This window comes from Actinomadura keratinilytica, assembly GCF_039539665.1.
GTDB classification, from domain to species: domain Bacteria; phylum Actinomycetota; class Actinomycetes; order Streptosporangiales; family Streptosporangiaceae; genus Spirillospora; species Spirillospora keratinilytica.
This window is the reverse complement of record NZ_BAABDO010000024.1, coordinates 1-13,655: the sequence shown is the minus strand read 5'-3', so window position 1 is coordinate 13,655 and position 13,655 is coordinate 1. Positions and strand designations below refer to the sequence as shown.

General features: G+C 71.1%; 10 protein-coding genes. 3 read left to right on the top strand and 7 right to left on the bottom strand.

Features of this window, described 5'->3' with window-relative positions; translation table 11 throughout:
- Nucleotides 1–10 precede the first annotated feature (10 nt).
- Both ABD879_RS10935 and ABD879_RS10930 read left to right on the top strand, forming a co-directional pair.
- Nucleotides 11–1,168, top strand: a complete 1,158-nt coding sequence (locus ABD879_RS10935) for an MFS transporter (RefSeq protein WP_345020110.1) — start codon at nucleotides 11–13, stop codon at nucleotides 1,166–1,168.
- Nucleotides 1,152–1,907, top strand: a complete 756-nt coding sequence (locus ABD879_RS10930) for a GntR family transcriptional regulator (RefSeq protein WP_345020108.1) — start codon at nucleotides 1,152–1,154, stop codon at nucleotides 1,905–1,907. The genes ABD879_RS10935 and ABD879_RS10930 overlap by 17 nt, the downstream gene beginning before the upstream one ends.
- A gap of 76 nt (nucleotides 1,908–1,983) precedes the next feature.
- On the opposite strand, the gene ABD879_RS10925 is transcribed toward ABD879_RS10930, so the two are convergent.
- The 7 genes from ABD879_RS10925 to ABD879_RS10895 all read right to left on the bottom strand — a co-directional run bounded on the left by ABD879_RS10925 (nucleotide 1,984) and on the right by ABD879_RS10895 (nucleotide 11,404).
- Nucleotides 1,984–4,035 (bottom strand): beta-galactosidase, encoded by a 2,052-nt coding sequence (locus ABD879_RS10925; RefSeq protein ID WP_345020106.1) that lies wholly within the window; start codon nucleotides 4,033–4,035, stop codon nucleotides 1,984–1,986.
- On the bottom strand, nucleotides 4,032–5,060 hold the full coding sequence (locus ABD879_RS10920; RefSeq protein WP_345020104.1) for a zinc-dependent alcohol dehydrogenase: 1,029 nt from the start codon (nucleotides 5,058–5,060) through the stop codon (nucleotides 4,032–4,034). Before ABD879_RS10920 ends, ABD879_RS10925 begins: the two co-directional genes overlap by 4 nt.
- Nucleotides 5,060–6,010, bottom strand: coding sequence for an inositol monophosphatase family protein (locus ABD879_RS10915; protein ID WP_345020103.1), 951 nt, complete (start codon nucleotides 6,008–6,010; stop codon nucleotides 5,060–5,062). The genes ABD879_RS10920 and ABD879_RS10915 overlap by 1 nt, the downstream gene beginning before the upstream one ends.
- Nucleotides 6,007–7,296, bottom strand: a complete 1,290-nt coding sequence (locus tag ABD879_RS10910; RefSeq protein ID WP_345020102.1) for an aspartate aminotransferase family protein — start codon at nucleotides 7,294–7,296, stop codon at nucleotides 6,007–6,009. Before ABD879_RS10910 ends, ABD879_RS10915 begins: the two co-directional genes overlap by 4 nt.
- Nucleotides 7,297–7,363: 67 nt before the next feature.
- Nucleotides 7,364–8,596 carry a DegT/DnrJ/EryC1/StrS family aminotransferase gene (locus ABD879_RS10905; RefSeq protein WP_345020101.1) on the bottom strand — a complete coding sequence of 411 codons (1,233 nt, stop codon included), beginning with the start codon at nucleotides 8,594–8,596 and terminating at the stop codon, nucleotides 7,364–7,366.
- A gap of 54 nt (nucleotides 8,597–8,650) precedes the next feature.
- Nucleotides 8,651–9,913 carry a GNAT family N-acetyltransferase gene (locus ABD879_RS10900; RefSeq protein WP_345020099.1) on the bottom strand — a complete coding sequence of 421 codons (1,263 nt, stop codon included), beginning with the start codon at nucleotides 9,911–9,913 and terminating at the stop codon, nucleotides 8,651–8,653.
- 24 nt (nucleotides 9,914–9,937) lie between these two features.
- A complete protein-coding gene (locus ABD879_RS10895) occupies nucleotides 9,938–11,404 on the bottom strand; it encodes a GMC family oxidoreductase (protein WP_345020097.1) in 1,467 nt (488 codons plus the stop codon).
- A gap of 1,972 nt (nucleotides 11,405–13,376) precedes the next feature.
- On the opposite strand from ABD879_RS10895, the gene ABD879_RS32945 reads away from it, so the two are divergent.
- The coding region (locus tag ABD879_RS32945) for a transposase (protein WP_425549628.1) at nucleotides 13,377–13,655 on the top strand (279 nt) is incomplete at its 3' end.

The following is a 13,655-nucleotide window of genomic DNA, read 5'->3' as shown; positions in this document are numbered from 1 at the left end:
CATGGGGGGCATGTGCGTTTCGTTCGTGGTGATCGGCGCGCTCCAGGCGATGTACGGGCCGGCGGTCCCCGCGATGCGCGAGCGTTTCGGCCTGTCCTCCGGGGAGGTCGGGCTCGCGCTGTCGGTGCACTTCGTCGGTGCTCTGCTGGGCGTGCTGTGCACACCGCGGCTGCGCCGTGTCGGCAACCGGCTGTTCCTCGTCTCGGCGCTCACCACGATCGCCGTCGGGTGCCTGGGGTTCGCCGCGGCCCCGGTCTGGCCTCTTGCGCTGGCGGCGGCCTTCGTGGCGGGGATCGGTTTCGGCTGGATCGATGTCGGCGTCAACGAGCTGTTCATCGAGTTCTACGGGGCCGACAGCACGGGCGTGCTCAACCTGCTGCACGGCAACTTCGGCGTCGGCGCGGTCCTCGGGCCGCTGCTGGTGGGTGCGCTGCCCGGCCGGAACTACATGTGGGCGTTCGTGGTCTGCGCGGTGCTGTCGCTGGCGGTGCTCGCCAGCGTCGGGAGCGTGAGCGGCGGTCCCCGGACGGCCCCGACCGGTGATGTGCGGTGGGCGGCGGTGGGCAGGATGACGGCCCTCTTCATGATCTTCTTCGTGCTGCACGTCGGGGTGGAGTCCGGGATCGGCGGCTGGGAGACCTCGCACCTGGTGAGCCTCGGCTGGGCGACCGGATCGGCGGCGATGGCGACGTCCACGTTCTGGCTGGCCATGACCGCCGTGCGGTTCGCCATCAGCCCTGTCGCGCGCCATTTCACCGCCCAGAGCATCCTGATGGCGAGCATCGCGGTGATGACGGCCGGTCTGGTCCTGGCGCACTGGGGGCCGGCGGCCCCGGTCGGATACTTCCTGGCCGGGCTGGGGGTCGGTCCGCTGTTCCCGACCGGCCTGGTCTGGCTGACCGAGAAGCTGCCGGGCATCCCCGGTATCACCTCCTATGTGATCGCGCTGTCCATGCTCGGCGGGGTGCTCCCCAGCGTCGTCGGAGGATCGGTCGAGCGTTGGGGTCCCGATGTGATCCCGACCGTCCTCGCGGTGATGAGCTTCGGGGCGCTGCTGGTGGCGCTGGCGGTCAGGAGCCTGCCCGCGCTGTCTGCTCCCGAGTCGTCGGCCGCCTCGGCGCCCCCGGCGGAGAAGAGCGCCAGGACCTCCCATGGAACCGATACCTGATGTCGCCGAACCGGATGCGGCGATCGACCCGACCAGTCCGCTGCCCAAGTACGCGCAGTTGCGCAGGATTCTGATCGGGCTGCTCGACGGAGGGGGGTTCCCGCCGGGAACCCCCCTCCCGTCCGAGCAGGAGCTGTGTCGCCGGTACGGGGTCTCCCGGATGACCGTGCGGCAGACACTGGACCTGCTGGCCGGTGAGGGGCGGCTGCTCCGCCGCCCCGGCAAGGGCACGTTCGCCTCCCATGGGCGGCGGCATCCCTCGCTCGGGCCGCTCGCGCTGGTCACCGGCGTGCGGCGGCGGGAACCGCACCTGGACTTCGTCCGCTTGGAGCACCGCACCGCCGACTCCGGGTCCGGTACCCGGGTTCATTTGCTGACCCGGGTGCTGCGCGCCGACGGGGAGCCGGTCGCGGTCGAGCGAGGCTGCGTCCCGGTCGCGCTGGTTCCGGAACTGCCGGCCCGCATGTGGGACGGGCTGTCGTTGACGCAGATCCTGGTGGCGGCGTTCGGGATGGTGTTCGAGCCCGCCGAGCAGAGCGTGGTCGCGGTCCTGCCCTCCGCTCCTGACGCCCGACTGCTGGACATGCGGCCGGGCAGCCCCGCCCTGCTGTTGCGGCAGCGGGGGACGCGCCGGTGGACGCGCGGCACGGAGGTCACCGTCCTGGCCCGCGCGGACCGGTTCCAGGTACGGTTCGTCCGGCCGCCGGAAAGGCTGACGGCTCCGACGACGCCCCTCTGAGAACAGGTACCGTCCCCAACACCGGAGCGGTGTTGGGGACGGTACCTGTTTCTCTCAGATTCCGGTGGTGACGTCCTCAGATTCCGGTGGTGACGTCCTCCGCAGCGTGGAGTTCCCAGCCGGTGGCCGTGCGCCGGCCGACGGTATGGTCGTGGAACTGCAGTTCCGACTCGCCGTGCCCCGTGTTCAAAGACGCCGGTTCCGTGCTCTCCGCCGTCCCGGTGTGGACGAGGAAGTACCGCAGCTCGCGCCCGTCGGCCACCAGCACGGCCGCGCCGCGCGGTGCCAGGCGCACGGTGACTCCGCCGTCCAGAACGTCGGCGACCGTCCGCGGGCTGTCGGAGCGGTTGAACAGCCAGACGACTTCGGCGTCGTCGGCACAACGCCGGAGCACCAGCACAGCGCCGCCGCCCGCCTCCGCGCCGTCCGGGGACATGCCCAGCGCTTCCAGCACGCGGGCGACGGAAGCGTCCAGGTCGGCGGCGGCCACCGGCACGTGCCGCCCGGTGTCCCCCGCGGCCCGAAGCGCCTGCCCGAGCAGATCGCACACGTCGCCGTGTTCGTCCCGTTCCGGGACCGGGCCGACGACGACGCACCGCTGCCCGGCGGACACGAGTTCGGCCAAGGCCTGCTGCGTGCGCCTGCGCATCGACCCGCCGCCGGCGACCAGCAGCACCCCGCCGTCGGCGTCGGGCGCCTGGGGCAGCACGTCCACCTCGGCGCCGCCGTTCAGCATCCACCGCAGCGCCGCCGTGACGGCCACGCCGACCGGGGTCGGGCCGGCCTCCTCGGCGGCCGTCGGCCAGGCCGACTCCGCCACGGCCACCGGGTCCGCCACCAGCCATGCGCCGGGCTCCGGCCGGGTACGGCGCAGGAAGCCGCCCGCCCAGTCGGAGAACACGTCGAGCAGGCGCAGCGCCGACGCGTTGGGGTGGAGCTTGCCGGACTCGTCCAGAGGAGCCCCCGGGCAGTACGGCGGGGCGAAGTGATCGGGGTTGCGGCCCTCGGCGCGGAGCCCGTCCTCGTCCGGGCCGATGCCGGGCGCCCAGTGGTAGGTGGTGCAGGCGGTGTAGACGCTGACGACGCTGGACCCGAAGGCCAGTCCCAGCATCACGTTGTACAGCGGAGTCGCCGGGTCCGTATAGGACTCGTCGGACCAGGTGAACCCCCAGTTGTCCTCCAGGGTGTCGGTCCGGTGCAGCCGCATCCCCAGCCACAGCGCGGCCAGTGCCTCGTCCGACGTCCGCGCGTTGCCGCTCCAACTGGTGTTGCCGGCGAGGACGCCCTCGGGAAGCGCGTCGGCGGCACGGACCAGCCATGCCTCCGGTTCGCGGCGCGGCCCCGGCAGGCCCGGCAGCGGCAGGTTCAGCACCAGCGGGAGCGTGCCGCTCAACGTGTCCCGGTATGCCGCCAGGGCTTCGCGGATCGCCGCGCCGCTCTGCACGGCCCACCGCATGCGGCCGTCCGGATCGGCGGGCACGGCGGGCTTCTCCCCGGTCCGGTCGGCATGGCCGCGCAGGGCGGCCTCGGAGAAGTCCTCGGAGTCCATCGGCCGGTGGATCTCCCCGAAGATGCCCTCGTTGCCGACCTGGAGGGCGACGACCGGGCCGTGCGGCGCGGCCCACCGCTCCAGGACCCGCTCGCGGAACGCGGTCAGCCACTCGGCCGCGGCGCGGGCGAACGCCGGGGCGTGCGCCGAGGGCATGGGCAGGCGCTCCTCGGTGACCGTCCCGCCGTCCAGCGACCGCCGGGCGGGGAAGGCGGTGACGCGGTCGGGCAGGCCGCCGAGCCGGATTTCGCCGTGCACGTACGGCCCCGGTTTGAGGATCACCAGCAGCCCGGCCGCGGCGGCCCGGTCGAGGAACCCGAACAGGTCGCGTTGCGGGTGGGTGTCGCCCTGGAAGTCGTACCGGAGGCCGCCGGCCGGGTCGGGGCCGAGTTCGTGCAGCCGCCACGGCACGTAGGCGGTGATGACGTCCGCGCCCAGCTCCCGCAGGCCGCGCAGGTTGTCCGCCCAGGCTTCGGGCGCGGCGCGGTAGTAGGGGTACTCGGCGAGGATGGGCAGGCGGTCGCCGGGGAGCGGCAGCAGGTCGGCCAGCCGCCCGCCCGACTTCGGCGCCGGCGTCACTGCGCGTCCTCCGCGCTCTGGAGGACGACCTTCAGGGCGCTGTAGCCCGAGCCGTTGGACGCCGCCAACGCGGCGAAGGCCTCCTCGTGCCGCTCCAGCGGGAACCGGTGGGTGACCAGCCGTTCCAGCGGCAGCCGGGCCGCCATCTCGACCGCCCGCGGGAAGTGCGGGCCGCGGTAGTCGCCCGCGCCCACGATGCGGAGCTGGCGCTGGAGGATCTCCAGCGGCCGCACGGTGGCCTCCGCCCGGCTGTCGTAGCCCATGGCCACCACGGTCCCGACGTCGTCGGCCAGGTCGAGCGCCGTGTCGAGCTGGTTGCCGACCGTGTCGACGACGGTCGGGGCGCGGTCGGGGCGGTCGGCCGGGTCGGCGCCGACCACGGTCACGTCGGAGGGGAAGAACTCCTTCATCAGCTCCCGCGCCTGGTCGCGGCGGAAGTCGTCGCGTTCGATGAGCGTCACCGGGCTGCCGAGATGCCGCGCGGCCACGGCGCAGACCAGGCCGATGGGGCCGGCTCCGATGACGGTGACCGGCTCGCCGGGGGTGAGGCCGGCGCTGTCCAGGTTGTTCAGCACGCACGCCAGCGGCTCGGTCAGCACCGCCCGGTCGTAGGAGACCCCGTCGGGGATGCGGTGCAGGAAGCGGTCCTCCAGCAGGATGTACTCGGCGTAGGAGCCGTCGCGGTCGATGCCGATCTCGTTGCCGGTCTTGCGGTGGCAGAAGTTGGTCTGTCCGCGCAGGCACCGGATGCAGCGCCCGCAGTACAGCGTGGGGTTGACGATGACGCGGTCGCCGATCGCCAGGTCGGTGACGTCGGGGCCGATCTCGGCGACCTCGCCGACCGCCTCGTGCCCCATGATCACGCCGGGCTCGGCGGCGAACTTGCCGACCAGCACGCTGCGGTCGGTTCCGCAGATGCCGGTCTGCACCACCCGGACGAGCACGTCGCGGGGGGCCTTGGGCTGGGGGCGGTCTCGTTCGGCCAGTTCCAGGCGGCGGTCGGCGGTGAGTACCAGGGCGCGCATCACAGAGCACCTTCCTCGTCTTGTCCGGTGGCCTTCAGGTCCCAGGAGATGGCTTCCAGGATTCGCTTGTGCAGGACGGGGTTGGCGGCGGCGATGCACGACCGCTGGTTCTGCGGCGACAGGTCGAACAGGCGGGTGTCGGCCAGCGACCGGCCGTAGGCGTCGGTGACGGTCACGCCGGCGCGTTCCGCCAGCAGGACGGCGGCGGCGATGTCGTAGGGGAACAGGTGCAGGATGCCGCCGCGCCCCGCCTTGCGGAAGGCGGTCTCGGTCTCGGGGTGGTCGTGCAGGATCCGGTTGCCGATGTCGACGTAGGCGTCCAGTTGCCCGGTGATGATCCGGGAGATCGAGAACGAGGCGCTGTTGAAGACGAACACTCCCCCGGTGTTGGCCGAGGCGTCGACCAGGTGGGAGTAGGCGGCGTTCATCAGGCTCATCGGATGCCCGTTGAACTCGATCGACCAGAACATGGTCGCCAGTTCCTCGTTGCGGCTGAGGTTCGGCAGGCCGCGCGGGTACCCTTCGCCGACGACGCCGCTCTCCCCGGGGCCGGTGTACATCCAGTGCCCGCTCTTGAGCTCCAGCAGCAGGGCGTGGTCCACGTTGCCGAGGACCGGGTCGTCGCTCAGCGGGGCGGCGGCGATGGAGACGGTGGCCATCTCCAGGTCCGCCGATGCCGGGCGGGTGCCGTCGATGGGGTCGACGACGAACACGTACCGCGCGGCGGGGCCGGTGGAGCGCAGCCCGCGGTCCTCGGTGTAGACGGCGACGGGCTCGGGGGCCTCGGCCTCCAGGTAGTCCCATACGACGCGCTCGGCCACCTCGTCGATGTCGAACTGGGCGTCGCCGCCGGGCGAGTCGCCCAGCACGCGCCGCGCCTGGTTGACGCGGCGCCCGGCGTCCAGTGCGGCGCGGACGGCGCGGGCCATCCCCAGCATCAGGTCCTTCATGCGAGTTCCTCCTGGAACGTCTCCTCGAGCCGGTCGCAGATCAGGTCGGCCTCGGCCATGGTCAGGGTGAGCGCCGGCCTGATCTTCAGCACGTTCCCGAAGCCGTAGCGGGAGGTGCGCATGATCAACCCGTGCTTCATGGCGGCCTTGGCGAGGTGGTTGGTCAGTGCGACGTCCGGCTCGCCGTCGGCGGTCTCCAGCTCGAACCCGATCATCAGGCCGACGCCGCGGATGTCGCCGATCTGCGGGAAGCGACGGCGCAGGTCGCGCAGCCGCGCCAGGATGTGGTCGCCGGTCGCGCGCACGTTGGCGAGGAACTCCGGCCGGCTGACGATGTCGAGGGTGGCGTTGGCGGCGGCCGCGGCCAGCAGGTTCGACCCGTAGGTGAACGAGTGGTGGTGGCCCGCCAGCCCGGCCAGCCGGTCGTTGGTGAGGATCCCGGCGACCTGCGCTCCCGCGCCGCCCAGCCCCTTCGCCACGGTGATCGCATCGGGTTCGACGCCGAAGTGCTCGGCGGCGAACAGCCGTCCGGTGCGGCCGATGCCGGTCTGGATCTCGTCGAAGATCAGAACGATGTCGTGGTCGTCGCAGAACTGGCGCAGCGCCTGGAAGTAGCCGTCGGGCGGCACGATGTTGCCGCCGTTGCCGGAGATGGGCTCCACCACGACCGCCGCGACCTGCCCGGAGCTGGCGTACTCCACGAAGTCCTCGATGCGCTCGACGCACAGCAGACCGCAGGTGTCGCGCTGCTGCTTGTAGAAGCAGCGGTGGCAGTAGGGGTCGGGGACGTGCACGCCGCCCGGGTAGATGAGCGGGAAGGGTTCCTTGCGGAAGGCGTTGCCCGACAGCGACGCCATCATCATCGACTGGCCGAGGTGGCTGCGGAACATCGTGATGACGTCCCGCTTGCCGGTGGCGACCTGGGCCATCTTGATGGCGCCCTCGTTGGCCTCCGACCCGCCCGACACCTTCAGGTGCACCTTGGTGAGGTTCTTGGGCGACAGTTCGACCAGCTTGGCCACCAGCTCGTTGATCGGCTCGGACTGGAAGCTGGAGGTGATGTGGATGAGCCGCTCGGCCTGGTCCTTGATGGCCTTGATCACCGCCGGGTGGCCGTAGCCGAGGCTGAGGTTGAAGGTGGCGGCGGCGCAGTCGATGTAGGAGCGGCCGTCGGCGTCGTAGAGGTACACGCCTTCGCCGCGGAGCATCATCGTGTCGGAGACGGAATGGTAGATGTGATTCTTGATCGCCTGCCGGACGTCGGGTTCGGTCACGAGCGAGGTCATGCGACGATTCCCCCCTGGAGCGGATGTACCGGATTGGCTGTGCGATGGGAGCGTTCGGTGCGTCGGATCAACCGAGCACCTTGCTGACCGCGGTGTTGAACTCGTCGGCGACGCGCTCGACGTCCTGCGGAGTGGCCGACGGTCCGAGCCCGTTGCCCGCGCCCAGGTAACTGTCGGACACTCCGGTGGACAGCGCGACCGATCGGGCCAGCATGTCGTCGGTCTGCGGCAGTGCGCCCTTGCCGTAGTCGCGGGCGGTGTCGAGATCGCCCGGGACCCGGAAGGGGAAGGGGCCGCGCTCGCCGCGGCCGAGCGCGGCCAGGGCGGGCAGCCCGCCGTAGTAGTGCTTGGGCGAGTCGATCAGCGGCTTGCACCCGATGTGCTCGGCCACCGCGGCCGCGGCCGCGGCCGAGTCGAAGACGAACACCGTCAGCGTTCCGCATTCGCCGTCGGCGTCGTGCAGGCGGCGGCGGCGCATGCCGGCGCGTTCGGGGATCTGCTCCAGCAGGCTGCGTTTCACGGCGCGGGTCCGCTCGAGAACGGTGTCGAGCTTGGCGAGCTGGGCGAGGGCGACGGCCGCGTTCAGCTCGCTCATCCTCAGGTTCAGCCCGAACACCGGCTCGCCCTCGCCGGTCTCCTGCCGGTACGGGAACCAGCCCTGGTCGTGGAAGGAATGCGCCCGCTGGAACAGGCGCGGATCGCGGGTCAGCAGGAAACCGCCGTCCATGCCGGTGACGACCTTGAACGGGTTGAGGGAGAAGGCGCCGGCCGCACCGATCGTGCCGAGGAGCTCGCCCCGGTAGGAGCCGCCGGTCGCCTGGGCGTTGTCCTCCAGCAGCGCCAGGCTGTGCTCGTCGGCCAGTGCCCGCAGGGCGGCCATGTCCGACGGCGCGCCGAGCATGTGCACCGCCATGATCGCCTTGGTGCGCGGGGTGATCCGGGTGCGCACGTCGGCGGGGTCGAGGGTGAGCGACTCGTCGATCTCGGCCAGGACGGGGGTCGCACCGCTGTAGACGACCGCGCCGATGGAGGCCACGAACATGTAGCCGGGCACGATGACCTCATCGCCCGGCCCGATGCCGAGCCCGGCCAGCGCGGCCAGCAGCGCGGAGGTTCCGCTGTTGACGGGAACGCAGTGGGGCACGCCGAAGCGCGCCGCGGCCGCGTCCTCGAACCGCCGCACCATGCCGGCGTTGCCGGGGTTGTCGAAGTCGAGCCGGTGTTCGCGCCAGTAGGACAGGACCTCCAGGACGTTGTCGCGTTCGCTGTCGTCGATGAATGCATAGCCCGGACCGGGCACGGTCTCCCCCTCGGTGTTTTGTCGTATGCGGATGGTGGTCGTCCGGAAGAAGGCTCAGAAGATGGTGGGGCAGAACGGGGCGGGGTCGTGCCGGAACGCGGTCGTGGCGGCGGCGAGCGCGCCGGACCGGCATTCGGTGACCGCGCCGGCGGCGGCCAGTTGCCGCAGCGAGACGCCTCCCAGATAGGCCGACCCCAGCGCGCGCACGGACACCGACAGGTCGGCCGGGGCGTCGGTGGCGTGGCACTGCGCGCCGTCGGGGCCGCCGCTGAGCCGCCAGCGCCCCTGGTTCCAGGTGCACAGCGAGTCCTCGACTTCCAGGACCAGGTCGATCTCGCGGGTGTAGGTGCGGGCGGCCAGCGCACGGCCCACGTCGACGAGCCGGACATGCAGCTGGTCGCGGAGCGTGGGAACGGCCGTGCGGAAGTCCGCGAGCATCGCCAGGACGGGGTCGTCGACGGGCCTGGTGTCGGCGACGACCGTCGCGGTCAGGTCGAGGTCGAGCAGCGCCGCCCACAGCTCGGCGTAGGCGGCGGCGTCGCGCGCGAAGATCTCCTTGACGACGACGACGTTTCGGGGTGAGTCGTTCTCCCAGTTGGACCGGATGGTGTAGAGCGCGTAGCCGCGTGTCACGGAGCCGTCCTCGGCGACCAGCGCCTGGAGCGGTGCGGCTCCTTCGCGCTGTTCCGGCGGATCCATCAGGGCGCGGCGGGTCCAGGTGGCGTCACGGCGCAGCATCCCCGGCCGGGTCGCCACGTTGGCGTCGTAGCAGGGGGCCACCAGGTCGGCGATGTCGCCCGGCCCGGTCGCCCGCAGGCGCAGGGCGGGATCGGCGGGACGGTTCTGCTGCAACGCGTTCGCTCCGCGCGGGATCGTCAGCCGGGCGACCTGGTTGGCCATGCCGTACCCGAACCGGCCGTAGATGCCCCCCTCGGTGGAGTGGAGCGCGGCGACCGGCTCCGCGCCCTGCTCGTGCAGGGTTTCGAGCTGGTGGCGCAGCATGCGGCGCATGAGCCCGCGCCGGCGGTGGTCGGGCATGACGCTGACGTAGCCGACGCCCGCAACCGGCCGGGGGCCGCCGGGCACGGTCATCTCCAGTGAGTAGATCGTGGCGGTGCCGCAGACCCGGCCGCCGCTGCGCACGACCACCGCGCGATCGAACTCGAAGATCTCCTTGTTCATCGCCTGGACCTCGGCGGGGTCGGGAAAGCCGCCGTAGGCGCGGTGGATGGCGGTGGCGAGTTCGTCGAAGTCGTCGGGCTCCGGGGTGGTCAGCTCGTACCGGTCGGACACGGAGCGGCCTTCGAGCAGGGTCATCGTCACTCTCCTCGGACGCTCGGCTCAGCGGTGCTCGCCCAGCACGAGGCCGGCGGCGTGTTCGGCGATCGCGTAGACCGTGGCCTGCGGGCCGCCGGTGGTGATGGCGGGCATCACCGAGGCGTCGGCGACCCTGACGTTGGCCAGACCGCGCACCCGCAGGTCCGGGGTGACCACGGCGTCCTCGTCGGTGCCCATGCGGCAGGTGCCGACCAGGTGGGCCTGGCTGCCGGCGGTGGCGCGCACGTACTCGGCGACGGCGGCGGCGTCGGCCTTGAACACTTCGGGCGGCGGCCCGTCCCACAGCGCGCGCAACGCGGGCTCGTCGGCCAGGTCGGCGATGACCGACACGGCCTCCACCAGGTCGTCGAGGTCCGAGGCGGCGGTCAGGTAACCGGGATCCGGCTGCGGGACGCCGTCGGGCCTGCGGTGCAGCCGCCCCCGGCTCGCCGGGCGGGTGAGGCCCGCGGCGAGTGTGAAGGTGCGGCCGTCGGGCGAGGTGCTCGGGCCGAGCCACAGGTGGAACCGGGCGCCGGTGTCGTCGCCGACGAACAGCCCGGCCTCTCCCAGGCCGGCCCGGGAGTCGGACGGGTCCTTGTGCGCGGCGGTGAAGGTGATCGACACGGCGATATGGTCGTGCAGGTTCTCCCCGACGCCGGGCAGGTCGATCCGGGGCGTCAGGCCGAGTTCACGCAACCGTCCGGCCGGGCCGACGCCGGAGGAATGCAGCAGGTGCGGACTGCCGACGGCTCCGGCGGCCAGCAGGACCTCCTGCTCGACTTCGACACGGTGGACGGCGCCGTCGCGGCTGTACTCCACCCCGGTCACCCGGTCGCCGCGCAAGACCAGCCGTTGCGCCTCGGCCCCGGTCAGCACCGTCAGGTTCGGGCGGTCGGCGGCGGGGGCAAGGAAGCCGTGCCACGCGCTGCAGCGGCGGCCGTCGCGCCGGCTGACGGTGTAGTAGCCCGCGCCGCGCAGTCCATCCAGGTTGAAGTCGGATGTGACCGGGTGTCCCGCGTCCCGCGCGGCCTGCACCAAGGCCCGGCTCCACGGGTGCCCTCCGGTAAGCCTGGTCAGCGTCAGACCGCTGCCGGTCGAGTCGGGCGTCTCGATCCGGGCGAACAGCGGCCACAGGTCGTCGGCCGACCGGCCGGGGACGTTCCAACCGTCGAAGTCGCCGCGGTCACCGCGCAGCCACAGCATCGCGTTCATCGCGGTGCTGCCGCCGAGCATGCGCCCTTGGGGGACGGTGAGCTCCCGGTTGCGCAGCCCCGGCTGCGGCGCGGTCCGCAAACCCCAGTCGAGCGGGGTGCCCTGGAGGGTCGCCCACCGCTCAGGGTCGGCGACCCGCGCGTCGGTGTCGCACGGCGGTCCCGCCTCCATCAGGAGCACTCGCGCTTCGGACTGAACACTCAGCCGGTTGGCCAGTACCGCGCCCGCCGCTCCCCCGCCCACGACGACGTAATCGAAAGCTCGTACCGCGCTGTCCACTCCGGTCGCCTCCTCAGGTTCCGGGAGTCATCGCGGTCGAGTTTCCCCCGCGGTTCAGGAGGCGGAATCTGACAGGCGACCAGTCATCGGCTGTCCGGCAGACCAGTCGGTACCTGGCCGGTCGGGCATGTCCCACGACCGCCGGACGCCCTTGAAGTGCGCGTCAACGGCCTTCCGGGCGCGCCCCGACAGCGCTGTCGTCGTCGCATGCCGCCGGCATGTCCGCAGCCGTTCACCCACACGATGGTGGGGTGTAACCATGATCCATTGAAGCGAATCGTTGAAACCGGGTGACATACGGTGACGGCGGTCCGCGCGATCACTGCTTCCGCAACGCCGGCTGATTCCTGGCTCCGGCACGCACGTTCCGTGCAGCAAAGTCAACGACGCCCAAGGAGAAGCGCTCACACGAGAAGGGAACAGGCGGCCATGCATCCGACTCGTGATCACCTTTGCTGCGATCAAGTTTCCTTCGACGGCAGCGGAGCCGTCGGCGAGGGAAGCTCTGCGGTGTCGGCGCCCTGGTCGGTCCGCACAGGCGCCGAAGAGGAATCGTCTGGACAGGTCATCGCCCGTGATCACGGTGCACCGGCTCGGGGACGAGTCGACCATGCGGGCACCGCTTCGAGCCGGTCCTACGAGGGAGGGGCGTTCAGGCGTCGGCGGTTTCGGGCCCGGCCCGTTCGACGAGATCACCGCTGGTCGACCAGATGGCACGGGCGGGCCAAGCGAGGAGCGTCCGGTCAGCCGGGTCTTTCGTCCATGCCGGCAACAGCCGTTCCGGACTGATAGCCGGTGAATGTGGTGCACCGAGACGACACGAAAAACACCTGCATGCCCGCTTGGACTATCAACAGGAACGCTTGATTGCACGCTATTTCAACGGCGGCGAGCGAAAATATTCGAGCAAGGCTTACATGACTCGGCCCGCCCGATAGGCGTTAGGCGCTTGTGGCCTGCAGGTAGTTCTGGACGATATCTCTCCTCTCACCTCCAGATGTCGACGATGATGCGATCGCCCCTTTCCCCGTTTCCGGAATTCATCCGTTGCTATGAAGACCGCGCACTCGATTCAGGATCCGGCTGACCCGCCAGACATGGATTCTGCGGCCGGGCGTGCAGGAGGCGACCGTGGGTCGCCTCCGCGAACTGGGTGCCGTGCAGGGTGAAGCCGGTCTCGTGGACCAGCATCGACAGGATGGCCTCGGCCGTCAGGTGTCACCGGGTCCCTTGGGAGGCGTGACGCATCCAGCGCTTCAGGGCGGCAGGTCGCCACCTGCCCAAACCCTCACCTCGCAAGACGCACCCCAGCAAGCGACGACTGAACAGCAGCAGATCCTCCGGGGATGTGCGGATCGGCTCGTCGGCCGGGTCGCGGTGGTGTCATCCACGGCGACCGTCACACCTCGAACTTCCGGTCCTCAGAACCTGCCGTAGCGTCGGGCCGATAACGGACGATCTCGTCGACGAATCCGTCCCAGTGGCAGCCACCGGCATTTCCCCGGCCGCCCTCACCACACTCGCCCCCGCCCGAGTACGAGGTGACCGACGTCATCGACCTGACCGAGATCGCCTGCTCGGCCCCGGAGCCGACCGGATCAAGCCATGCTTGACAACGGCGCCACGCCGCCGACATCCTCGCCGCAGCCAGCGAGACCACCGCCCGGCGGCCCCTCGATGGCCTCGCAAACCGGCACCGCTCTGACCTGCGCACTTGCACAACCGCCGGACTGCTGCAGAATCTGCTACGTACGGTCACGCGCTGACCGTGCTTACCTGCGCCTTTACTCTCGGGCCGCCTCATCACCCTGGAGGTATCGCAACCGTGGTACAGGTGCCGCAGCGTCACGTCGACCGGGGTCTCGGCCGCATCATCACCCTGGAGGTATCGCAACCCTCGCGCGGGGTCGAGCACTAGGCAGTGTCGTCAAAGTGGCTGCGTAACGGGTCGTGCATGACGATCATGTGACGCGTGGTTCGTCGTCATGAGCTGACCGATGCCGAGTGGGCCATGCTGGAGCCGCTGCTGCCCAAGCAGCGGATGGGCCGTCCGCGGGCCGATGACCGGCGGGTGCTGAACGGGATCGTGTTCAGGTTCCGTTCCGGGGTGGCCTGGCGGGACGTGCCCGAACGCTACGGGTCTCCGAACGCTACGGGTCCTGGCGGTCGCTGCACATCCGCTTCCGCCGGTGGGCAGCCGACGGCACCTTCACCCGGATGCTGCAGGCCGCCCAGGCGCGGGCGGATGCGG

Excerpts from the sequence above, each read along its gene's own strand:
- ABD879_RS10935 (WP_345020110.1), top strand. The coding sequence starts at position 11 with ATGTGCGTTTCGTTCGTGGTGATCGGCGCGCTCCAGGCGATGTACGGG.
- ABD879_RS10930 (WP_345020108.1), top strand. The coding sequence starts at position 1,152 with ATGGAACCGATACCTGATGTCGCCGAACCGGATGCGGCGATCGACCCG.
- ABD879_RS10920 (WP_345020104.1), bottom strand. The coding sequence starts at position 5,060 with ATGCGCGCCCTGGTACTCACCGCCGACCGCCGCCTGGAACTGGCCGAA.
- ABD879_RS10915 (WP_345020103.1), bottom strand. The coding sequence starts at position 6,010 with ATGAAGGACCTGATGCTGGGGATGGCCCGCGCCGTCCGCGCCGCACTG.
- ABD879_RS10910 (WP_345020102.1), bottom strand. The coding sequence starts at position 7,296 with ATGACCTCGCTCGTGACCGAACCCGACGTCCGGCAGGCGATCAAGAAT.
- ABD879_RS10900 (WP_345020099.1), bottom strand. The coding sequence starts at position 9,913 with ATGACCCTGCTCGAAGGCCGCTCCGTGTCCGACCGGTACGAGCTGACC.